Annotated in this window: 20 protein-coding genes and 1 tRNA gene; 15 read left to right on the forward strand and 6 right to left on the reverse strand. The window is 67.2% G+C overall.

Going from position 1 to position 21,993, the window contains the following annotated elements; translation table 11 throughout:
- Nucleotides 1-420, forward strand: a 420-nt coding sequence (locus tag VG502_RS18500; protein ID WP_325551566.1) for a helix-turn-helix transcriptional regulator, incomplete at its 5' end; no start/stop codon positions are given.
- A gap of 45 nt (nt 421-465) precedes the next feature.
- On the opposite strand, the gene VG502_RS18505 is transcribed toward VG502_RS18500, so the two are convergent.
- Nucleotides 466-2,760 (reverse strand): (Fe-S)-binding protein, encoded by a 2,295-nt coding sequence (locus VG502_RS18505; RefSeq protein ID WP_325551567.1) that lies wholly within the window; start codon nt 2,758-2,760, stop codon nt 466-468.
- A 187-nt stretch (nt 2,761-2,947) separates the two neighbouring features.
- On the opposite strand from VG502_RS18505, the gene cysK reads away from it, so the two are divergent.
- The 4 genes from cysK to VG502_RS18525 all read left to right on the forward strand — a co-directional run bounded on the left by cysK (nt 2,948) and on the right by VG502_RS18525 (nt 5,887).
- Complete coding sequence (gene cysK, locus VG502_RS18510) at nt 2,948-3,880, forward strand: cysteine synthase A (RefSeq protein WP_325551568.1); 933 nt, start codon at nt 2,948-2,950, stop codon at nt 3,878-3,880.
- A 6-nt stretch (nt 3,881-3,886) separates the two neighbouring features.
- Nucleotides 3,887-4,522, forward strand: a complete 636-nt coding sequence (gene epsC / locus VG502_RS18515) for a serine O-acetyltransferase EpsC (RefSeq protein WP_325551569.1) — start codon at nt 3,887-3,889, stop codon at nt 4,520-4,522.
- Nucleotides 4,523-4,561: 39 nt separating this feature from the next.
- A complete protein-coding gene (locus tag VG502_RS18520; RefSeq protein WP_325551570.1) occupies nt 4,562-5,320 on the forward strand; it encodes an SDR family oxidoreductase in 759 nt (252 codons plus the stop codon).
- 123 nt (nt 5,321-5,443) lie between these two features.
- Nucleotides 5,444-5,887: an SPW repeat protein gene (locus VG502_RS18525; protein WP_325551571.1), complete on the forward strand. Its 444-nt coding sequence runs from the start codon at nt 5,444-5,446 to the stop codon at nt 5,885-5,887.
- Between the two features lie 106 nt (nt 5,888-5,993).
- Here VG502_RS18525 and VG502_RS18530 read toward each other — a convergent pair whose 3' ends face one another.
- On the reverse strand, nt 5,994-6,272 hold the full coding sequence (locus tag VG502_RS18530) for an HU family DNA-binding protein (protein WP_188836899.1): 279 nt from the start codon (nt 6,270-6,272) through the stop codon (nt 5,994-5,996).
- Between the two features lie 185 nt (nt 6,273-6,457).
- Complete coding sequence (locus VG502_RS18535; RefSeq protein WP_325551572.1) at nt 6,458-6,844, reverse strand: hypothetical protein; 387 nt, start codon at nt 6,842-6,844, stop codon at nt 6,458-6,460.
- A 321-nt stretch (nt 6,845-7,165) separates the two neighbouring features.
- Between VG502_RS18535 and VG502_RS18540 the strand changes: the two genes are divergently transcribed.
- A tRNA-Ser gene (locus tag VG502_RS18540) sits at nt 7,166-7,252 on the forward strand.
- Nucleotides 7,253-7,448: 196 nt separating this feature from the next.
- On the opposite strand, the gene VG502_RS18545 is transcribed toward VG502_RS18540, so the two are convergent.
- From VG502_RS18545 to VG502_RS18555, 3 genes are all read right to left on the reverse strand, one after another.
- Nucleotides 7,449-8,354 carry a hypothetical protein gene (locus tag VG502_RS18545; protein ID WP_325551573.1) on the reverse strand — a complete coding sequence of 302 codons (906 nt, stop codon included), beginning with the start codon at nt 8,352-8,354 and terminating at the stop codon, nt 7,449-7,451.
- Nucleotides 8,355-8,483: 129 nt separating this feature from the next.
- A complete protein-coding gene (locus VG502_RS18550; RefSeq protein ID WP_414655759.1) occupies nt 8,484-9,404 on the reverse strand; it encodes a glutaminase in 921 nt (306 codons plus the stop codon).
- A gap of 66 nt (nt 9,405-9,470) precedes the next feature.
- On the reverse strand, nt 9,471-10,487 hold the full coding sequence (locus tag VG502_RS18555) for a LacI family DNA-binding transcriptional regulator (protein ID WP_325551575.1): 1,017 nt from the start codon (nt 10,485-10,487) through the stop codon (nt 9,471-9,473).
- A 223-nt stretch (nt 10,488-10,710) separates the two neighbouring features.
- Here VG502_RS18555 and VG502_RS18560 point away from each other — a divergent pair, with 223 nt between their 5' ends.
- The 9 genes from VG502_RS18560 to VG502_RS18600 all read left to right on the forward strand — a co-directional run bounded on the left by VG502_RS18560 (nt 10,711) and on the right by VG502_RS18600 (nt 21,984).
- Nucleotides 10,711-12,234 (forward strand): sugar ABC transporter ATP-binding protein, encoded by a 1,524-nt coding sequence (locus VG502_RS18560; RefSeq protein WP_325551576.1) that lies wholly within the window; start codon nt 10,711-10,713, stop codon nt 12,232-12,234.
- A complete protein-coding gene (locus VG502_RS18565) occupies nt 12,231-13,280 on the forward strand; it encodes an ABC transporter permease (RefSeq protein ID WP_325551577.1) in 1,050 nt (349 codons plus the stop codon). The genes VG502_RS18560 and VG502_RS18565 overlap by 4 nt, the downstream gene beginning before the upstream one ends.
- Nucleotides 13,270-14,319, forward strand: coding sequence for an ABC transporter permease (locus VG502_RS18570; RefSeq protein WP_325551578.1), 1,050 nt, complete (start codon nt 13,270-13,272; stop codon nt 14,317-14,319). The genes VG502_RS18565 and VG502_RS18570 overlap by 11 nt, the downstream gene beginning before the upstream one ends.
- A 90-nt stretch (nt 14,320-14,409) precedes the next feature.
- Nucleotides 14,410-15,504, forward strand: a complete 1,095-nt coding sequence (locus tag VG502_RS18575) for a substrate-binding domain-containing protein (RefSeq protein WP_325551579.1) — start codon at nt 14,410-14,412, stop codon at nt 15,502-15,504.
- A 7-nt stretch (nt 15,505-15,511) separates the two neighbouring features.
- Nucleotides 15,512-15,883: an L-rhamnose mutarotase gene (locus VG502_RS18580; RefSeq protein WP_325551580.1), complete on the forward strand. Its 372-nt coding sequence runs from the start codon at nt 15,512-15,514 to the stop codon at nt 15,881-15,883.
- Between the two features lie 71 nt (nt 15,884-15,954).
- A complete protein-coding gene (locus tag VG502_RS18585; protein WP_325551581.1) occupies nt 15,955-17,331 on the forward strand; it encodes an L-fucose/L-arabinose isomerase family protein in 1,377 nt (458 codons plus the stop codon).
- A 45-nt stretch (nt 17,332-17,376) separates the two neighbouring features.
- The gene (gene rhaI / locus VG502_RS18590; RefSeq protein WP_325551582.1) at nt 17,377-18,543 is read left to right on the forward strand and encodes an L-rhamnose isomerase; all 1,167 of its coding nucleotides are present in this window, start codon (nt 17,377-17,379) and stop codon (nt 18,541-18,543) included.
- Complete coding sequence (locus VG502_RS18595) at nt 18,543-20,573, forward strand: bifunctional aldolase/short-chain dehydrogenase (protein ID WP_325551584.1); 2,031 nt, start codon at nt 18,543-18,545, stop codon at nt 20,571-20,573. The genes rhaI and VG502_RS18595 overlap by 1 nt, the downstream gene beginning before the upstream one ends.
- Nucleotide 20,574: 1 nt before the next feature.
- Complete coding sequence (locus VG502_RS18600) at nt 20,575-21,984, forward strand: rhamnulokinase (protein ID WP_325551586.1); 1,410 nt, start codon at nt 20,575-20,577, stop codon at nt 21,982-21,984.
- The last annotated feature ends 9 nt before the right edge of the window (nt 21,985-21,993 follow it).

A 21,993-nucleotide genomic window follows, 5' to 3' on the forward strand; every position in this document is an offset into this window, starting at 1 on the left:
CTGGCCGGGGAGCCGGGGACGGCGGCATTCCGACAGCTCGCGGGGGCGGCGGCCGCCCTGCGCGCCCCGCGGCAGGCGGTGGCGCACCCGCGCCCCGGGGCACACCCGGTCGCGGGGGCGGTCCGCGACTGCCCGAGGGGCTGGGTCCGTGCCGGCCAGCTCACACCGGCTGGTCTGGCCGGCGCGACCGAGTGCTTCGCCGGCACCCCCGAGCCGGAGCGCGAGTCGCCGCTGGCGAACCTCACCAAGGCCGAGCACGCGGTAGCCGGGCTGGTCGCCGAGGGGCTCACCAGCCGCCAGATCGCCGAGCGGCTGTTCGTGTCGCCGCGCACCGTCGACGCGCACCTCGCGCACATCTACCGCAAGCTCGAGATCCCGTCCCGGGCCAAGCTCGCCGCGCTGATGGCCGAGGTCGCCTGACCACAGCTGCTGCGCCGCGCCGGTGTGCCGTGGCCGCGCGGGGAGTCAGGCCGGCTGGGGCTCGGTGGCTGCCGCCGGCGCGGGCTGGCCGTCGTCGCCACGCCTGACCGCGGCGAGCAGCATCTGGGCGACGTCGACGACCTCGACCTCCTCGCCGCGTCCGTCCGCTTGGGCGGCGGTGAGGCCGTCGGAGAGCATGACGCGGCAGAAGGGGCAGCCGATGGCGATCCGCTCGGCGCCGGTGCCGAGGGCCTCCTCGGTGCGGTTGGTGTTGATCCGGGTGCCGAGCTTCTCCTCCATCCACATGCGGGCACCGCCGGCGCCGCAGCAGAAGGACTTCTCCTTCGAACGCTCCATCTCGCGGTACTCCACGCCGGGCAGTGCACCGATGAGCTCACGCGGCGGTGCGTAGACACCGTTGTGCCGGCCCAGGTAGCACGGGTCGTGGTAGGTGACCGACGCACCGGTCGACGCGGCGCTGCTGGTGATCTCCGCGTCCTCCGGGCGGGCGACCGGCACGAGGCGCTTGTCGCGCACCAGCTTGTTGAGCAGCTGCGTGTGGTGCAGCACCTCGTAATCGCCACCCAGCTGGGGGTATTCGTTCTTCAGCGTGTTGAAGCAGTGCGCGCAGGTGACGACGATCTTGGTGGCGCCGGCCTCGTTGAGCGTCTCGACGTTCTGCGACGCGAGCGCCTGGAAGAGCATCTCGTTGCCCGCGCGGCGGGCCGGGTCACCGGTGCACGCCTCGCCGTCACCCAGCACGGCGAACGAAACCCCAGCGGTGTCAAGGAGTTCCGCGACCGCGCGGGTGGTCTTCTTGGCGCGGTCCTCGTACGCGCCGGCGCAGCCGACCCAGAAGAGGTAGTCGACCTCGTCGAGCTTCTCCACATCCTGGCCGAAGACCTTGACGTCGAAGGGCAGGCCCTTGGCCCAGTCGAGGCGGGCGCGGGCCGCCATACCCCACGGGTTCTGTTTGCCTTCAAGGTTTTTGAAGAGTCCACCGAGCTCGGACGGGAACGCGGACTCGATGAGCGTCTGGTAGCGACGCATGTCGACGATGTGGTCGACGTGCTCGATGTCGACCGGGCACTGCTCCACGCACGCGCCGCAGGTGGTGCAGGACCACAGCACGTCCTCGTCGATGATCGCGCCGGCGTCGCCCAGCGGGTTGTATGCCGTCAGTGGCGACGCTTCGTCATACCCGGTGGTGCCGATCAGCGGGATCTCCATGATCGGGTTGTCGGCGGTGGCCGGGCCGGTGCCCTTGGCGGCTTCCGCCGCCTGCAGGTATGGCGCCCGCGCCTGCGTGTGATCGCGCAGCGTCATCATCAGCAGCTTGGGGGACAGCGGCTTGTCGGTGTTCCAGGCGGGGCACTGCGACTGGCAGCGACCGCACTCGGTGCAGGTCGAGAAGTCCAGCAGGCCCTTCCAGGTGAAGTCCTCGACGTTGCCGACACCGAACGTGGTGTCCTCGTCCATCTCTTCCAGTGACTCCATGGTCACGGGCTTGCCGTCGACCTGCATCGGCTGCAGGGCACCCAACGAGGTGCGACCGTCGGCGTGCCGCTTGAAGAAGATGTTGAAGAACGCCAGGAAACGGTGCCACGCGACACCCATGGTGATCCGCCGCGAGAGGACGATCAGCCAGGTCATCGCGGTGACGATCTTGATGGTGGACACGACCACGATGAGCGCCTTGACGGTGCCCGCGTCCAGGTGGTGCAGCCAGCCGCCATACCAAGCGGTGAGCGGGAAGTGCAGGCCGCTGGCCGAGCCCTCGCCCTCGTACTTGCCGACCGCGTATTCCAGGCCGCGCAGCGTCAGCACGCAGATGATCTCGATCAGGATGACCAGCTCGACGAAGTAGGCCTGCCAGAAGGTGGAGCCGAAGAAGCGCGAGCGGCGCCCGTCCTGGCCGGCGGAGCGGGCCGGGTGGTTCTTGCGGCGGTTCCAGATCAGCCAGCTGATGCCGGCCAGGCCGGTCCAGCCGAGCAGTTCCACGACCCACTCGTAGAGCACGAAGTGGCCCAGGATCGGCAGTGCGAAGGTCGGGTCCCACACCTGGAAGTAGGACGTGAGCACCGCCAGCGACAGGACGATGAACGAGATCATCGTGACCCAGTGCGCCATCGCAACGATCGGCAACCGCGACATCCGGGTGTGTCCGAAGATCTCCCGCACCAGGGTCGCGGTACGCCGGCCCTTGTGGTCGCCACGGTCCTCCGGGCGGCCGAGGTGGAACGTCCGGATGAAACCTTGGACCGCAGGGACTGCAAGGGCGATGCCGACGACGGTGATCGCCAGGGTGATGATCGCGGCGACGATCTGCAGGGCTGTCATGCGTCGCAGTCTAACTGCCTGTTACCCGTCAGTAACTTCCGGAGTGCTGCCGGGGAAGGGTGACGACAGATGGACACTGTTTGCGCGTTCAATAACGAGGTGTTGGAATACACATAACCGGTCCGGGTGTTGGACCGACCGCTGCCGGGCGTGACCCCGGCGACTCCGCGCAAGGAAGGCTACAGACGTGCCCATTTTCGACGACGTCACCCAGGCAATCGGCAACACGCCGCTGGTGCGCATCAACCGGATCATCGACGCCGCGGAGGGCACCACTGTCGCCGCGAAGCTCGAGTTCAACAACCCGGGTGCTTCGGTCAAGGACCGTATCGGTGCCGCCATCATCAAGGCCGCCGAGGACGCCGGCGAGCTGAAGCCGGGCGGGACCGTCGTCGAGGCGACCAGCGGTAACACCGGCATCGCGCTCGCGATGGTCGGCGCCGCGAAGGGTTACAAGGTCGTGCTGGCGATGCCGGAGAGCGCCAGCAAGGAGCGCCGTGCGCTGCTGCGGGCCTTCGGCGCGGAGCTGGTGCTGACCGACCCGGCCGGTGGCATGAAGGGCGCCGTCGAGAAGGCCGAGTCGATCGTGCAGGAGCGCGGCGGAGTACTCGCCCGCCAGTTCGCCAACGAGGCCAACGCCCGGGTGCACCGCGAGACGACCGCCGAGGAGATCTGGCGCGACACCGACGGCAAGGTGGACATCCTGGTGTCCGGCATCGGCACCGGTGGCACGATCACCGGCGTCGGCCAGGTCCTCAAGGAGCGCAAGCCCGAGGTCAAGATCGTCGCCGTCGAGCCGGCCGAGTCGCCGATCCTCAACGGCGGCAAGCCCGGCCCGCACAAGATCCAGGGCCTGGGCGCCAACTTCGTCCCCGAGGTGCTCGACACCAAGGTGTATGACGAGGTGCTCGACATCAACTTCGACCAGGCGATCGAGTGGGCCCGCAAGGCCGCCACCCAGGAGGGCCTGCTGGTCGGCATCTCCTCGGGCGCCGCGCTCGCCGCCGCCGCAGAGGTCGCTGCCCGTCCGGAGTCGGCCGGCAAGACGATCGTCGTCGTCATCCCCAGCTTCGGCGAGCGCTACCTGTCGACGGCGCTCTTCGAGGGTCTGGTTGACTGATCAGTCATGGCTCACGGCGCTCTGCTCACCAATGGTCACCGGTCGAAACCGGTGACCCAGACGGTGCGTGCCGCCGTGGCTTCCATCCGCGAGGACCTCGACGCCGCGCTCGACCGGGATCCGGCCACCACGTCACGCCTGGAGATGGCGCTGGCGTCGCCGGGCCTGCACGCGATCTGGGTGCACCGGTTCGCGCATGTCATGTGGCGTCGCGGCGGTCGCTGGCGGCTGCCGGCGCGCCTGGTCTCGCAAGCTGCCCGTACCGCGACCGGGGTGGAGATCCACCCCGGTGCGCGCATCGGGAAGCGCTTCTTCATCGACCACGGCATGGGCGTGGTCATCGGTGAGACCGCCGAGGTGGGTGACGACGTGATGCTCTATCACGGCGTCACCCTCGGCGGCCGCTCCCTGGATCGCATCAAGCGACACCCCACGGTCGGTAACAAGGTCACCATCGGTGCGGGCGCGCGGCTGCTCGGCCCGGTCACCGTCGGCGACGAAGCGCAGATCGGCGCCAATGCCGTTGTCGTGTCTGACGTTCCGTCATACAGCGTGGCGGTGGGGGTGCCGGCAAAGGTGCGCTCGTCGAAGCCGATCGCCGCACAGCCGGATCCCTACGCGGATCCCGCGCTGTTCATCTGAGGCAGCTTTAATCGCTCGCGCCCCCTCTAGGCTCGGTCCATGACTGAGCAGGAGGCACGACGCGTTGCGGTGGTGACGGGGGCGGGCAGCGGCATCGGGCGCGCGGTCGCCGTCGGCCTGGCCGGAGCAGGTTTCGACGTCGTGCTCGCCGGCCGGCGAGCCGATGCGCTCGAGGAGACCGCGGCGCTGATCGGCGGTGCTTCGTGTCTGGCGATACCTACCGACGTCACCGAAGAGGCAGCGGTGGCAACGCTTTTCGACCGCACCGTCGCTCGCTTCGGGCGGGTCGACGTGCTCTTCAACAACGCGGGTGTGTCGGCCTTCGCGGCACCGTTCGACCAGATCCCGCTGGCCGAGTGGCGGGCGGTGATCGACGTCAACGTCACCGGCATGTTCCTGTGTGCCCGTGAGGCGTTCCGCACGATGCGTGCGCAGCAACCGGCCGGCGGCACGATCATCAACAACGGGTCGATCTCCGCGCACGTGCCTCGGCCGGAGGCCGCGCCATACACCGTCAGCAAGCACGCCGTGAGCGGCCTGACCAAGCAGATCGCGCTCGACGGTCGGCCGCACAAGGTGCGGTGCGGCCAGATAGACATCGGCAACGCGGCGTCCGCGATGACGGCAGGTATGGCGACCGGCATGCTGCAGGCCGACCGGTCGACCAAACCGGAGCCGACGATGCACGTGCAGTCGGTGGTGCGCGCGGTCGTGCTCATGGCGACCATGCCGGACGACGCTGCCGTTTTCGACCTGACGATCGCGGCTCCGGACATGCCGTTCGTGGGTCGCGGCTGACACCGCGCAGGCCCGGCACGGAGACCCGTTCCCGCGGGCGCGAGCGCGAAATCGCCCGGCGTCATTCCTGCTCATTCGGAGCACAATGGAGGAACAACTACTCCCCCACATAGGAGGTGGGTCATGGCAACGCAGCACAGTTTGGACACGTCGATGGCACACCACCCGGACATCGTGGCCCTGCGGGACCGCTTTGACCGGGCGGCGGGGACTCCACGTGCTCAGGTGGCCGAGGGCTTGATGGTCCTCGCCGGCGGGTACGCAGCGATCTCACCATGGGTCATCGGCTTCAGCGGCAGTACGACGCCGCTGGCGATCAACGATCTGATCGTCGGGTTGTCGATCATGGCGATGACGCTCATCTGTGCGGACTCTCGCGGCCGCATGTATGGAATGGCCTGGGTCGCACCGGCGATGGGCGCGTGGCTCATCGTCGCGAATTGGGTCATGAACGGCATCAACCCATCCACCGGCACGATGATCAGCAACATCGTCGTCGGCGCTTGTGTGCTGTTACTGGGCGCTGCGGTCATGGGCGTCACCACGATGAAGTCGGACCAAACCTGATCCGATCCGGCACCGCCGCATGGCCTGTCGCTGCGCGGCATACGCCAAAGGGCTCGGCGACCTCGCGGTCGTCGAGCCCCTTGACGTGTGGTGCGGGGGTGAGTTGTCACTCGCCCTTCGCGGCGGCCTTCAGCTTGGAGCCGACGGTCACCTTGGCGGCCTTGGATGCCGGGATCTGGATCTCCTCGCGGGTGCGGGGGTTGCGGCCGGTGCGGGCCGCGCGGTCGACGCGCTCGATGGTGAGCAGGCCCGGCAGCTGGACCTTCTCGCCGCGGCCGATTGCCTCGAGGATGACGTCGTTGAAGCCGCCGATGACGGCGTTGGCGTCCTTGACGCTCACACCGGTGCGCTGAGCGATGGTGCTGGCAAGGTCAGTGCGGTTCATGAAGTGGGTCCTGTTCCTTGTCTCGGGGATCGGTGCAAACCGATCCGTCGATCGTGGCTAGCCCGCCGAGGATCGGCGTGCCGTTGGGTCCGCATCTTTCAAAGCCCGGATATTCCGCGCCATTGCAAGGGTGTGGCCCGCGCCCCACGTTAGACGCACACTGCGACAAGGTCCACGACACCCCGTCAGCGCGTCGTTTCAGCCGTTTCCGGGACGGGCGCGGTGGCGCTGCTCGCGGGAGCCGTCGACTGCGGGTCGCGGCTGGCTGCTTCGGCGAGACTGCCGTTGACGACGGGGCCCTCCCGGTGGCCCACTGCGGCGTAAAACCCAGCAGTTGCAGCGCTTTTCGCGGCCTGGCCGACTCCCTTGATCGCAGCCTGTCCCGCTGCTGCAGCGACCTCGGGACCGCGCTGCTTGATCTGCTCGGTGGTCCTCGCGCGCTGTTCGACCACTGCCGGGTGATTCCAGGCGTGGCCGCTGACCTGCTTGATCTGCTCGTAGCGGTCGCGTCCGGCGCGTGCGCCCAGGACGTAGCCCGCAGCGATGCCGACGGCGAATGCCAGCTTGCCCATCGGGGTTCCTTTCGTCGGTTTCATCCGACCCTACCTGCCGAGGTATGGCGTCAGTAGCGCCGTTGCGCACGGTGGCTGCCTGATGGCGCCGTGGCGGTTCGGTGGCGGCTCGGTGGTGGCCCTGTGGCGGTTCGGTGGCGGCTCGTTGTTGGCGGCCGCGCACTTCTGGCGACCGTTGCCGGAAAAGTACGCTCCCACGAGGTCTGCGCGTGCTTTGCGCGCGACCGTTGCCGGAAAAGTACATGGTGGCGTATGGCGATTTGTTCGCGAACGCGCGCCACGTAGGATGGCGTGCGCTCGTGCGGCACTGTCGTCGAGCAAGGAGGGCTCGCATAGTGGCCTAGTGCGGCGGTCTTGAAAACCGCTATGGGTGTAAGCCCATCGTGGGTTCGAATCCCACGCCCTCCGCTTACCGAACGTAGTGAGGTTCCGTCGAGGGCCCCTCATGAGGGAGGAAGTCTCGCGAGGGACGAGCGAGACTGACGGTTCCCACGCCCTCCGCTCACGTCGCGACGCTGATTCGCCATACAAGAAGCCCGAGAAGTCACTTACTTGCGAGCACGGCGAGATACCGGCAAGTAAGTGACATCTCGGGCTCGCAATCTCAGCGGCGCAGACGCCGCCGCAGGCCGAATCCGGTCACTGCGCAACCGAACGCACACGCGAAGCCGCCGGCGATCAGTGCTCCGTTCGCGTGGTCGTCGCCGGCCGCCCCGTCGGTAATGATGGCCGGCCCGGTCGACGGGGCCGGGTGCCTGGGAGGTGTCGGAACCTGCGAACCCGTGCTCGTGGGCTGCGGCGCCGTGGCCGTTGCGGTCCGGGTCGTGCTCGGTGACGGCGCAGCACAGTTCTGCGGCACCGTCAGGGGCTCGATGCTGAACAACGTGCCATCATCCGCCGGCGCGGAGATGACGTCCAGTTTCGAGTACTTCGTGCGGAAGGTGAATGTCCCGCTCGGGGCGAGTTCCTCGTCGCCCTCCCACTTGAAGGTGCTTGCCCGGGCCCAGCTGAAGGCGATCCGGTACGACGCACCGTTGGTCACGGTGACACTGCCGCAATGCGTCGTCAGGGTGGGAAGGACACATTCCGGGCTCGGAATCTCGATGTGCCACGAAGTCTTGCCGACCAGCGCGTATCCGGCGAGTGCACGGGCTGTGACGTCGGCGCTGCTCCCATCGTGCCCGAAGTTGGTGACCAAGTTTGCGCCCGATCGTGCGACGATGCCGTTCACGACGTATTCGACGCCCGTGACGCGCGGAATGGTGATCAGATTGTCCAGGCCACCGCAGCCGACCGTCTTCCACGTCGGCGCAACGGCCGTGACTTGCGTGAGCGCAGCGGTTACGCCGGGGCTGGGACTGGCACTCGCAGTCGGGCTGGAACTCGGACTTGGGCTCCCACTCGAGGTGGCTGCGCTGCTGGTCGGTGCCACGAGCACGAACAGTCCGATGAAGAGCGCCAGCACCTGCACCGTGATGCGCCGTGTGTGTCTGAACCCCGCTGCCGCCATGGCGACCCCCTGTATGTGATTGAGAAGACGCCCCGAGTCCACTCAGAGCGGGCAAAGCCTACTCACAGGATCCGCGCTCCCGCGTCGAAATCAGCGGACTTCCCAGGAGGCTGGCAGCGAGGCGTTGCGTCAGAACACCGACCAGTCGGTGAGCGCGGTGAAGCGGTCGAGTGCAGCCACGCCGGCGACCGAGTTTCCGCGCCGGTCGAGGCCGGGGCCCCACACCGCGACGGAGCACCGCCCCGGCACGACCGCCAGGATGCCGCCACCGACGCCGCTCTTGCCCGGCAGGCCGACGCGATACGCGAATTCCCCTGCGGCGTCATACATTCCGCAGGTGAGCAGGACGGCGTTGATGCGCTTGGTGTTGCTGGGCGACAGCATCCGCGTGCCGTCACGGCGGATGCCGTGACGAGCAAGGAACAGGCCGGCGAGCGCGAGGTCGCGGCAGTTGATCGCGATGGCGCACTGGCGGACGTACTGATCGGCGATGCGCCGGACGTCACCGTGGATGTTGCCGTATGACGCGAGGAAGTGCGTCAGGGCGAGATTCCGATCGCCATGCGCTGCTTCGGATTCGGCGACCTCCTCATCGCAGTGGATGTCCGGGTTGGCCGACTCCGTGCGCAGGAGGTCGAGCACCGCCTCGCTCGCGTCACCGCAGGCTCCCGCCAGGTGATCGGTGACCACGAGCGCGCCCGCGTTGATGAACGGGTTGCGCGGTATGCCGTTCTCGTACTCCAGCTGCACCAGCGAGTTGAAGGCGTTGCCGGACGGCTCCCGGCCTACGCGCCACCAGATGCTCTCGTCGTCTCCCTCAAGTGCGAGAGCCAGCGTGAAGAGTTTCGAAATGCTCTGCAATGAAAAAGGTTTGGTCCAGTCGCCAGTGCCGAAACACTCGCCATTCGGGAGGGCGACGGCGATCCCGAACTGCGTCGGATCCACCGCCGCGAGGGCAGGGATGTAGTCGGCGACCGAGCCGGCGCCGATCTGTGGCTCGATCTCACGGGCGATCTGCTCGAGCAGCTGATCCATGTCCACAGCCGCCATGATGGCAGAGCGCTCGTGGGCGTCGGCTGACCGTGCCGTCGGCTTTGGTGGTGCGTACGGCGGTCCTCAGTCCAGGCCCGTGGTGGAAGCACGGACGACGAGCTCCGGCTCGAAGACGACTTGGCGGTGCTGGTGCGTCGGGGACTGGCGTTCGTCGACCAGCAATTGCGTTGCGGTGCGGCCTAGTTCGGTGCGCGGCTGCCGCACCGAACTCATCGGGATCGCCGCCGCCTCGGCGAAATCGATGTCGTCATACCCGATGATCGCGAGGTCCTCGGGAACGCGCAGCCGACGCAGGGTCATCTCCTGGAGGATGCCGAGGCCCAACAGGTCGTTCGCGCAGAAGACAGCGGTCGGTCGCTCGCCGGCATGCAAGCTTGCGAGCTTCGCACCCGCCGTCCGGCCCTCGGCGACGTTCAGTGCCGGCGTCGAAATCACTTGCAGCGCAGTGGGATCGAGTCCGGCGGCGCTGAGGGCAGACCGGGCGCCGGCGAGGCGTTCGCCCACCTGCCGAATCGAGCGCGGGCCGCCGACGAAGCAGATCCGCTCATGACCGATCGCCAGGAGATGCGCCACTGCGAGCTCACCCCCTACCCGGTCGTTGACCGACACCGAGCAGTGGGCACGGCCGGAGCCACGGTCGACGAGCACGACCGGCGTGCCACTGCGCCGGATCTCCTCTATCGCGGGGGTCTTGGCGGCAACAGGCGTGACGAGCACCCCGAACGCACGCTGTTCACGCAGCAGGTTGAGGTGATGGCTCTCGCGGGTGCGATCCTCGCCGCTGTTGCACAACACGACGGACAGGCCGGCGGCCTCGGCGACTTCCTCCGCGCCCTTGGCGACGTCTGTGAAGAACGGGTTCGCGATGTCGAGCACGACCAGGCCGATCGTCCGGCTCGACCCCGAACGCAGCTGGCGCGCGGCTTCGTTGCGCACGTAGCCCAGCGAGTCGATGACCTGCTGGACCCGCTCGCGGGTGGCCGGCGAGACCCGACTGGGGCGGTTGAGCACGTTGGACACGGTGCCGAGAGACACGCCGGCTTCGCGAGCGACGTCGACCACGCTGATTTTGTCCGGCATCTGCCTCTCCTTGTCGTACGACGGCTAAAACGTATCAGCGCCGGCATATCGACCGGGCGGCGGCGGCTCGCGCACTCGTATCTGCTTGAAATCACTGGGGTCCCAGTGGTATCGCGCAGATGTGGTGCCGCAAGTTGCTGCAAAGCGCTTGACCGGTATCTGTGACGCAGATTACATTCATTCGTCATACGGTGAAAGGTTTCATAACGAAGGGCGACAGCCGATGACACCCGCCGACATACCCGAACCGACCCTTGTGCTGAGCCACGCACGCAAGGACTTCGGCGCCGTCCGCGCACTCGTGGACGGACGGATCGCCCTCGAACGCGGAGAAGCGCACGCGTTGGTCGGCGAGAACGGTGCCGGCAAGTCCACGCTGGTCAACATCCTCGCCGGGGTGTACCAGCCGGATGGCGGAACACTCACGGTCGACGGGCAGGACGTCGTGTTCAGCGGGCCCGCCGCAGCACGCGAGGCCGGCGTCTCGATCATCTACCAGGAGCCGACGTTGTTCCCGGACCTCACGGTCGCGGAGAACGTCTTCATGGGCCGCCAACCCATGCGCTCGGGACGGCGGATCGACCGCGCCCGCATGAACGACGAGGCCCGCGCGATCTTCAAGCGACTCGGTGTCGCACTCGACCCTCGCCGCGTGGCACGAGGGCTGTCCGTCGCCGACCAGCAACTCGTCGAGATCGCCAAGGCGCTGTCCCTGTCGGCCAAGGTGCTGGTGATGGACGAGCCGACCGCAGCGCTGACCGGCGTCGAGGTGCAGCGGCTCTTCGATGTGATGACGACCTTGTGCCGCGACGGCGCTGCGGTGATGTTCATCAGTCACCGGTTGGAAGAGGTGTTCGCCAGTTGTCAGCGGGTGACAGTCATGCGTGACGGGCGGTTCGTATCGACCTCGGCCGTCGAGGACACCGACGTCGACACGATCATCCACCAGATGGTCGGGCGCGACCTCGACTCGTTGTTCCCGAAGACGGCGACCACGCCCGGCGACCCGGTGCTTGAGGTGGAAAACCTCGGCCAAGAGGGCGTTTTCGACGATGTCTCGTTCACGGTTCACCAGGGGGAGATCGTCGCGCTCGCAGGCCTGGTGGGTGCCGGTCGCAGTGAAGTCGCCCGCGCGATATTCGGCATCGACCCGCGAAGCCGAGGTGTCGTGCGGGTTGCCGGCACGCCGCTCGAAGCGGGCCGCCCGCTGGCAGCCATGGCAGCCGGAGTCGCGTTGGTGCCCGAGGACCGGCGCCAGCAGGGCCTGGTCATGGACATGGGCATCGACCAGAACTTCGCCCTGGCGTCCTTGCACGCGCTGCGCCGCGGCGGGCTGATGCGTCGTTCCTCCGAGCAGCGGTTGGCAAGGGAATGGGCGGCCAAGTTGCAGGTGAAGTTCGGGCGATTGCGGAACCCGGCGTCGACGCTTTCCGGTGGCAACCAGCAGAAGGTCGTACTCGGCAAGTGGCTGGCCCGTCACCCTTCCCTGCTCATCATCGATGAACCGACCCGTGGCATCGACGTCGGCACCAAGTCGGAGGTGCACCGCATCATCGACGGGCTCGTTCAGGACGGTATGGCGGTGCTGATGATCTCCTCCGAATTGCCGGAAGTGCTCGGTATGGCGGATCGGATCGTCGTGCTGCACGAAGGCAAGGTCACGGGCAACTTCGCTCGCGACGAAGCGGACGAGACGACGATCATCCGCGCCGCCACGGGCCAGAGCGGGAAAAGCGCTGCCGCATGATGACGACGACTGCTCCCCGGACTCCGGTACCCGCCCTTGCCGAAGCAACCTCTGCCGGGCGGCTCGACGCGCTCCTTCGGGCCCGCGAGATCGGGATTGCGCTCGCGATCGTCGTGGTCATCGCGATCACCACTCTCAAGAACAGCCACTTCCTGAGCGCCGACAGCGTGCAGCAGATCCTCAACGGTGGCGCACTGATCGGGCTGATGGCGGTCGGCGAGACATTGGTGATCGTCACCCGCAACGTCGACCTGTCGATCGGATCGACGCTGGGCCTTTCGGCATACGTCGTGGGAGATCTGTTCGCGCACAACGCGATCGATGTCTGGATGGGCTTCGTCGTGGCGATCGCGATCGGCTCCGTCATCGGCCTGATCAACGGGCTCGTGACGGTGTTCTTCCGGGTGCCGAGCCTCGTGGTGACCCTTGCGATGCTCTATGTCATCCGAGGGGTCGACGGGATCATCGTCAACGGCAGGCAGATCGGCGCCAGTGACGTCCCCGGTGGTTTCACCGCGATCGGTTACAAGACGGTGCTGGGCGTCCCGTGGCTGTTCATCCTCGTGGCGGTCATCGTGGTCATTGCGGGCTACGCCATGCGGACCTTCCGCAGCAGCCGCGAGCTCTACGCGATCGGATCGAGCCCGCAGGCCGCGACGCTCGCCGGCATACCGGCAGCCCGCAGGGTCATGACCGCATTCGTGATCAGTGGTGCTCTTGCCGGACTGGCGGGTGCGCTGTTCCTCGCGCAATACGCACAGGTCAACAACAACTCGGGGCTGGGTTACGAACTGACCGTCATCGCCGCCGTCGTCGTCGGTGGGGTCGCGATATTCGGTGGCAGCGGCTCGGTCTTCGGCGCGGCCCTGGGTGCTCTGCTGCTGAACACGATCAACCTGGCGCTGGTGGCAGCGCGGATCAGTGCCTCCTGGAACCAGGCGATCGCCGGGGCACTGCTGCTGGCGGCGATCGCCTTCGACCGATGGCTGAGCCAGCGGGTCACCCGAAGGCTGCGGAACACAGAGGGGGCACACCGTGACATCTGACGTGCAGGCAGCGCCGGCCGGTCGCCCCGAGTCGACTTCCAGAGCGACGTCGTGGCGGGACGCGATCCGGTGGGAGGGCGGCCTTCTCATCGTGCTCGTCGCCGTCATCATCTTCGGCTCGACGCAATCATCGACATTCCTGAGCCAGTCGACGATCTTCTACGCGGGCATCAACACCGGGTTCATCGCGCTGATGGCGCTGCCGATGACCTTCATCGTCATGACCGGCGAGATCGACCTCTCGGTCGCATCCATGCTCGGCCTCGCCGGTTCGTTGATGGGATTCCTGTGGCATCACGGCTGGGGCATCTGGCCGGCGATGATCGCGGCACTGGCCATCGGCGCGCTCGGGGGTGCCCTGAACGGCGTCCTCGTCGCCTACACCGCGCTGCCGTCGATCGCCGTCACCATCGGCACCCTCACGCTGTTTCGCGGCGGAGCCCAGATCCTGCTCGGCCCGTTGACGGTGCCCGGTGTGGGGGACGACCAGTTCCCGGACAGCCTGACCAAGATCGGCACTCAGTCGATCCCGGGCGGCGCGCTGTCCTACTCGACTTTGATCTTCATCGTGCTGGCGATCATTGCCGGGATCGTCCTGCACGCAACACCTTTCGGGCGTTCGTTGCACGCCATCGGGCTGCAGCCAGAGGCCGCGTCGTTCAGCGGGATCCGTGTGACGTGGGTGAAGTTCTGGCTGTTCGTGGCCTCCGGTGTGATCTGCGCCTTCGCCGGGATCCTGCTGACCTTGCAGAACGCCTCCGTCAGTTACACCGCCGGCACGGGGCTCGAGCTCAACGTGGTCGCGATCGTGCTCTTCGGCGGGGTGTCGATCTTCGGCGGTCGGGGGACGATCCTCGGTGTCCTACTGGCCGTGATGATCTTCGGCGCGTTGCAGATGATCCTCACCCAGACGCATGTGGAAGCAGAGAAGCAGCAGGTGATCACCGGGCTCCTGCTGCTGGTCAGTGTGATCGTTGCGAACGGCGGACAGCTGATCACGCGTGCTCGTGCGCGGCTCGCATCTCGGCGGGGGAGTTGACAGCGGCAGGGAACTCACACGGAGCCCACGAGCGGCGCCGTCTCACAGGTCGTGTGCGGTGACACATCGCACGAAATGGAAGGATTGACAATGCAACTCACAATTGTCGGCAAGTCCCGCAACGCACGCGCCATCTCCGCGGCGGTTGCCGCGGCAGCCCTGGTCGTGGTCGCCGGGTGTTCCTCGCAATCCACCGGGTCCGGTAGCTCGACTGCTCCGAAGGGCAAGGCCGCCAGCTCCGGCGGCGCCGTGAAGAAGGGGCTGACGGTCTACTTCATCCCCAAGGACACGCAGAACCCCTATGAAGTGCTCGCGGACAAGGGCGGTCAAAAGGCGCTGAAGGAGCTCGGCGGAAAGGTCGTTGTCAGCAGCGGCACGGCCGACACCGCGGCGGCGCAAATCCCATCGGTGCAGGCCGCGATCCAGGCGAAGGCAGATGCGATCGTGATCGCCGCCAACGACCCGAAGGCGTTGTGCCCCAGCCTGAACCAGGCGGCGAAGGCCGGCATCAAGATCCTGTCCTTCGACTCGGACATCTCGTGCGGCAACAGCCCGCAGCACCTCTTCATCAACCAGGCGGACACCAAGACGATCGGAACCAGCGAGGTGGATCTGCTGGCCAAGCAGATCAACTCGTCGGGCCAGATCGCGATCCTGTCGGCCGCGCAGAGTGCCACCAACCAGAACGCCTGGATCGGCTACATGAAGCAGCAGCTGAAGAAGTATCCAAAGATGAAGCTGGTCACCACCGTCTACGGCAACGACGACCCCGCCACCTCGCTGAATGTGTTGAAGGGCCTCATCTCGGCATACCCGCACCTGAAGGGCATCATCTCGCCAACCACCGTCGGGATCTCTACCGCGGCTCAGTACCTGTCGACGCACAAGAACGTGAAGATCACGTTGACCGGGCTCGGGCTGCCGTCGCAGATGCGGGCGTACATCAAGGACGGAACAGTCAAGAACTTCGCGCTCTGGGATCCGTCGAAACTCGGCTACCTCGCCGGGTATGCCGCAGCCGCGCTGGCTTCGGGGACCGCGACGATGGACACCGGTGCGACCTTCAAGGCCGGCACGCTCGGGTCCTACAAGGTCCTCGCACCGGCCGCCGGCACCGGACCCTCGGTCGTCCTCGGGCCGCCGACGGTCTTCGACAAGAGCAACATCGACAAATTCAAGTTCTGAGCCGGCGATGACCGAGGCGAACGCTCGTTCCCGTCCGCACTGTTTCGTGTTGCAGGTGCGCCCGGACCTGCTGGACGAATACCGCGAGCGGCACGCCGAAGTCTGGCCGGAGATGCTGCGAGCCCTGCGCGACGCCGGATGGAGCGATTACTCGATCTTCGCGCGGAGCGACGGCCTGATCGTCGGGTATGTCGAAACCCCCGACCTGGTCGAGGCGCAGCGTGCGATGGCTGCGACCGAGGTGAACGCCCGCTGGCAGGCGGACATGGCGCGCTTCTTCCTCGGCCTGGACGGTGCACCGGCCGACGAGGGCTTCGAGGTGCTGGACCTGATCTTCCAACTGGAGGACCAGTTGTCCCGAGTGGAGGGAAACTCATGACGGCGGACGTGACCACGGGTTCCGGTCCCATGCTGGGCCGAAAGTCGTTGCGGCATACCAAGGTTGGGCTCGTGTCCGGCGGACTTGGCGCGTACTGGCCGCAGTTTCCGGAGCTGTTGCCCCAGCTGCAGCGTTCGGCCGCACGCGTCAATGAGCGGTTGAGTGCGCTGGACTGCGAGGTGGTGGACGTCGGCTTCATTTCCGATCCGCAGGAGGGCGCTGCAGCGGCCGAACGACTTCGGGCGGCCGGGTGCGACCTGATCGTCGGGTTCCTCACGACATACATGACCGCCAACATGCTGGTGCCGGTCGCACAACGTTCCAACGCTCCGGTGTTGCTGCTCAACCTGCAGCCGACCGAGGCGATGGATCACGAGAACTTCGACACCGGCGCTTGGCTCGCGTACTGCGGTGCGTGTCCGCTGCCGGAGATGGCGAACACCTTTGAACGATGCGGGATCTCGTTCCGCTCCGTCTCCGGGTACGTCGAGGACGAGCGGGCCTGGCAGCGGATCGAGCAGTGGGTACGGGCAGCCGGCGTGCGCGGTGCCCTGCAGCGCGGTCGGCACGGGCTGATGGGTCATCTGTATCCGGGGATGCTGGACGTGTCGACGGATCTCACTCTCGTCACGGCCAACCTCGGCGGTCACGTGGAGGTGCTCGAGTTCGATGACCTGCGGGTCCGCGCAGCTGCGGTGACCGAGCCACAGGTCGACGAGCGTATGGCGCTGACACGCGAGCTCTTCACGGTCGACGACACCGTGGCGGAGGACGACTTCCGCTGGGCAGCAAGGGTTTCGCTCGGACTCGATCGACTTGCCGATGACTTCGAGTTGGACTCGCTGGCCTACTACCACCGCGGTCTCGAAGGGGAGCAACACGAGCGTCTCGGTGCGGGCATGATCCTGGGAGCCTCGCTGCTGACTGCGCGCGGCATCCCCGCAGCAGGCGAGTACGAGCTGAGGACCTCGCTGGCGATGCTGATCACCGACCGGCTCGGTGCGGGCGGATCGTTCACCGAGTTCCAGGCGCTCAACTTCTCCGACGGTGTCGTCGAGATGGGCCACGACGGGCCGGCGCACCTGGGGATCGCCGAGGGCAAGCCGATCCTGCGTGGGCTGGGGGTCTACCACGGTAAGCGGGGGTGGGGCGTGTCCGTCGAGCTCGAGGTGCGACGCGGTCCTGTCACCACCTTCGGCATCGCCCAATTGCGCGATGGGACATACCGTTTCGTCGCGTCGCGCGGCGAAGTGGTGCCCGGGCCGCGGTTGCGGATCGGCAACACGACCTCGCGGGTCGACTTCGGTTGCGATCCCGGAGTGTGGACCGATGCCTGGAGCACCTCGGCCATCAGCCACCACTGGGCACTCGCGACCGGTGACCAGCTCCCGCGGTTGCGCAACGTCGCAGACCTGCTCGGGATCGAGCTCATCGAGGTCGCTCCCTGACCGGTCACGACCGGTTCGTCATACCAACAGAAAGAAGGCAATGTCATGGTCGATCTGGAGGCCGCCGGACCGGTGCTTCGCGCACAGTCGATCGAGCTGCCGTCCTGGGCGTTCGGGAACTCCGGCACGCGGTTCAAGGTGTTCGCGCAGGCGGGCGTCCCGCGGGACCCCTTCGAGAAGGTTGCCGATGCCGCCACGGTCCACGAATTCACCGGTGCCGCGGGCAAAGTCGCGCTGCACATCCCGTGGGACGAGGTCGACGACTACAGCAAGCTCGCGGCATATGCCGTGGACCATGGCATCCAGCTCGGCACGATCAACGCGAATGTCTTCCAGGACGACGACTACCGGCTCGGGAGTGTGGCCAATCCCGATCCGAAGGTGCGCCGCAAGGCGCTGGATCACCTGCTGCGGTGCGTCGAGGTGATGAACGAGACCGGCTCTCGTGATCTGAAGCTGTGGTTCGCCGACGGGACCAATTATCCCGGCCAGGACTCGATCTCGGCCCGGCAGGACCGGCTGGCGGAGGTGCTGGCGAGCGTCTACACGCAGCTTGGCGATGACCAGCGACTCATCCTCGAGTACAAGCTCTTCGAGCCGGCGTTCTACTCCACCGACGTCCCGGACTGGGGCACCGCGCTGACGCACTGCCTGGCATTGGGCGACAAGGCACGCGTGTGCGTCGACACCGGTCACCACGCTCCGGGCACCAACATCGAATTCATCGTCGCCTCCTTGCTGCGGCTGGGGAAGCTCGGTTCGTTCGACTTCAACTCGCGCTTCTACGCCGACGACGACCTGATCGTCGGCGCCGCGGACCCGTTCCAGCTCTTCCGGATCCTCTTCGAGGTCCGCTGCGGTGGTGGGTTTGCCGACGACAGCGGGATCGCCTTCATGCTCGACCAGTGCCACAACATCGAGCCGAAGATTCCTGGCGAGATCCGCTCGGTGATGAACGTGCAGGAGGCCACGGCGAAGGCGATGGCGGTTGACCTGAAGGCGCTGGGCGAAGCCCAGCAGAGCGGAGATGTGTTGGGCGCCAACGGGATCCTGATGGATGCGTTCGACACGGACGTGCGCCCGATGCTCGCCGGGCTGCGGGAAGAGCGGGGACTGCAGGCCGACCCGATGGCTGCCTACGCCGCATCCGGGCATGGTGAACGCATCGCTGCGGAACGGGTGGGCGGCGCCCAAGCGGGGTGGGGCGCCTGATGGGCACCGTCGACGAGCTGATCGGCCGGTCCAACCGGCTCGGCGCGGACCCGCGCAACACCAACTTCGCCGGTGGCAACACGTCGGCCAAGTGCCCGGTGAAGGACCCGGTCACCGGGCATGACGTCGACGTGGTCTGGGTCAAGGGTTCGGGCGGTGACCTCGGCACGCTGACGAAATCGGGTCTTGCCGCGCTCCGGCTGGACCGGTTGCGTGCGCTGGTCGATGTCTACCCCGGCGTGGAGCGCGAGGACGAGATGGTCGCGGCCTTCGACTTCTGCCTGCACGGCAAGGGCGGCGCCGCGCCGTCGATCGACACTGCGATGCACGGACTGGTGACGGCACCGCACGTCGATCACCTGCACCCGGACTCCGGCATCGCGCTCGCCACGGCTGCGGACGGCGAAGCGCTCACTCGAGAATGCTTCGGAAACCGGGTCATCTGGGTTCCGTGGCGGCGCCCGGGCTTCCAACTCGGCTTGGACATCGCTCAAGTTGCTGAGGAGAACCCGCAGGCCATCGGCTGCGTCCTGGGCGGCCACGGCATCACCGCGTGGGGTGCGAACAGCGAGGAGTGCGAACGCAATTCGCTGCAAATCATTCGTGAGGCCGAGCGATTCATCGAGAAGCGGGGCAAGAAGTCGCCCTTCGGCGCGCGACTCGCGGCGAACGAGCCACTGGCGGAGGAGCAGCGCCATACACGGGCCGCAGCCCTGGCGCCGGTCATCCGAGGGTTTGCCTCGACGGATCAGCCACAGGTGGGTCACTTCAACGACAGCGACGTGGTGCTCGACTTCCTCGCTTCGGCCGAGCACCCGCGCCTCGCGGCTCTCGGCACCTCCTGCCCGGACCACTTCCTGCGGACCAAAGTGCGACCGATGGTCCTCGACCTGCCACCGACTGCGCCTCTCGGCGACGCGATCGCGCGGCTGCGCGAGCTGCACACGGCATACCGGGGCGACTACGCCGCGTACTACGACGCACACGCGACAAAGGAGTCACCGCCGATGCGTGGCGCGGACCCGGCGGTCGTGCTCGTGCCCGGTGTGGGGATGTTCAGCTTCGGCCGTAACAAGCAGACGGCGCGCGTAGCGGGGGAGTTCTACGTCAACGCGATCAACGTCATGCGCGGCGCCGAGGCGATCTCGTCATACCAGCCGATCTCCGACGCGGAGAAGTTCCGTATCGAGTACTGGGCGTTGGAGGAGGCGAAGCTGGCCCGGATGCCGGCGCCGAAGCCGCTGGCCACCCGCGTCGCGCTGGTGACCGGCGCGGGGTCGGGCATCGGGCGGGCGATCGCCCAGCGGCTTGCCGCCGAGGGCGCCTGTGTCGTCGTTGCGGACCGTGACGCGAAGTCGGCGGCCGAGGTCGCGTCCGGCATCGGCACGGCCGACGTGGCGGTGCCGGTGACGGTGGACGTGACCGATGAGGCAGCGATTGCAGCGGCTTTCGACGCAGCCGTGCTCGCCTTCGGTGGCGTGGATCTGGTGGTCAACAACGCCGGACTGTCGGTCTCCAAGGCGCTGTCGGAGACGACCGCCGCCGACTGGGACCTGCAGCACGACGTGATGGCACGGGGCTCGTTCCTGGTGGCACGAGAGGCCGCTCGCGTCCTCGAGCAGCAGGGGATGGGCGGCGACATCGTCTACATCTCCAGCAAGAACAGCCTCGTCGCCGGACCCAACAACATCGCGTATGGCGCGGCCAAGGCCGACCAGTCGCACCAGGTGCGCCTGCTCGCGGCAGAGCTCGGTGGCATCGGCGTGCGTGTCAACGGCGTCAATCCCGATGGCGTCGTGCGTGGTTCGGGCATCTTCGCCGGTGGCTGGGGCGCGAACCGGGCGGCCGTCTACGGCGTGAAGGAGGAGGAACTCGGCGCGTTCTATGCGGGGCGCACGCTGCTGAAGAAGGAGGTGCTGCCGGAGCACGTCGCCGCTGCGGTCTTCGCGCTCACGGGCGGGGACCTGTCCCAGACAACCGGCGCGCACATCCCGGTCGATGCCGGCGTGCCGGCAGCCTTCCTGCGCTGACATGGCCCTCGCGGGAGTGCGCAGGTATGCCGCTGTCGATCTCGGCGCATCCTCCGGTCGGGTCATCGTCGGCGAGGTGGGTGGTGGCAGCGGGATCCGGCTGCGTGAGGTATGCCGTTTCGACAACACCCCGATCCGCGTCGATGGTGTCCTGCAATGGGACATCGAGTCGATCTGGGCCGGCATCGTGGCGGGCCTGCGGTCGTATGACTGCGACCTCTCAGGGATCGGAATCGACTCGTGGGCGGTCGATTACGCGCTGTTGGACGAGCGCGGGAAGCTGCTCGGCAACCCGGTGCACTATCGCGATGAGCGCACGAATGGAGTTCCCGAGCAGGTCGACGCGTTGGTTCCTCCGGAGCGACTCTTCGCGGTCACCGGCATACAGCGGATGCCGATCAACACCATCTATCAGCTGTATGCCGAACGACACTCGACGGCGCTCCGGTCGGCACGACACGCACTGCTCATCCCTGATCTGATCGTGCACCTGCTCACCGGAGCACTCGGCTCGGAGCTGACCAACGCCTCGACGACCGCCTTGCTCGCGCTGCGCCGAAGGGACTGGGCCACAGAGCTTTTCACCGATCTCGGGATCCGCGATGATCTCTTCCCTCCGATCGTGCAGCCGGGCAGTAATGCCGGCCCGGTGACCGCGGATGCGACGGGTCAGGTCGGGGTGCCGGTGGTCCGGGTCGGCTCCCATGACACGGCGTCGGCCGTGGTGGGGGTGCCCGCACAGACTGCGGACTTCGCCTTCATCTCGTCCGGCACGTGGTCACTGGTCGGAGTGGAGCTGCCACGTCCGGTACTGACGGAGGACGCGCGAAAGGCCAACTTCTCCAACGAACTCGGCGTCGACGGGAGCGTGCGCTTCCTGCGCAACGTGATGGGTCTGTGGCTGCTGCAGGAGAGCCTGCGCCACTGGGAGGCGGACGGCGACCCGCAGGACCTGCCGGCCTTGTTGGACCAGGCGGCGTCGCTGTCGACTCGTGCCGTTGTGGATGTCGACACGGATGACTTCCTGCATCCGGGCGACATGCCGTCGCGTATTCGCGAGGAGTGCCGGCGTTCCGGCCAGCCCGTGCCCGAGCGCCCGGTGCAGCTGGTGCGCTGCATCCTGGACAGCCTTGCCGACGCCTACCGGCGGACAGTCCGGGAAGCAGCAGCGTTGTCCGGCAAGCGGATCGAGGTGATTCACCTTGTCGGCGGCGGGGCGCAGAACGCATTGTTGTGCCAGTTGACCGCCGACCGGTGCGAACTACCGGTGATCGCCGGGCCGGTGGAGGCGGCAGCGCTCGGCAATGTGCTGGTGCAGGCCCGTGCGGACGGAGCGATCGCGGGCGGTCTGTCAGAGATGCGGCAACGGATGACGTCGGTCGTCCTGCGGCGGTACGAGCCCCGGACCTGAGTTGAGGCG

The organism is Flexivirga sp. (assembly GCF_035551235.1).
GTDB lineage: Bacteria > Actinomycetota > Actinomycetes > Actinomycetales > Dermatophilaceae > Flexivirga.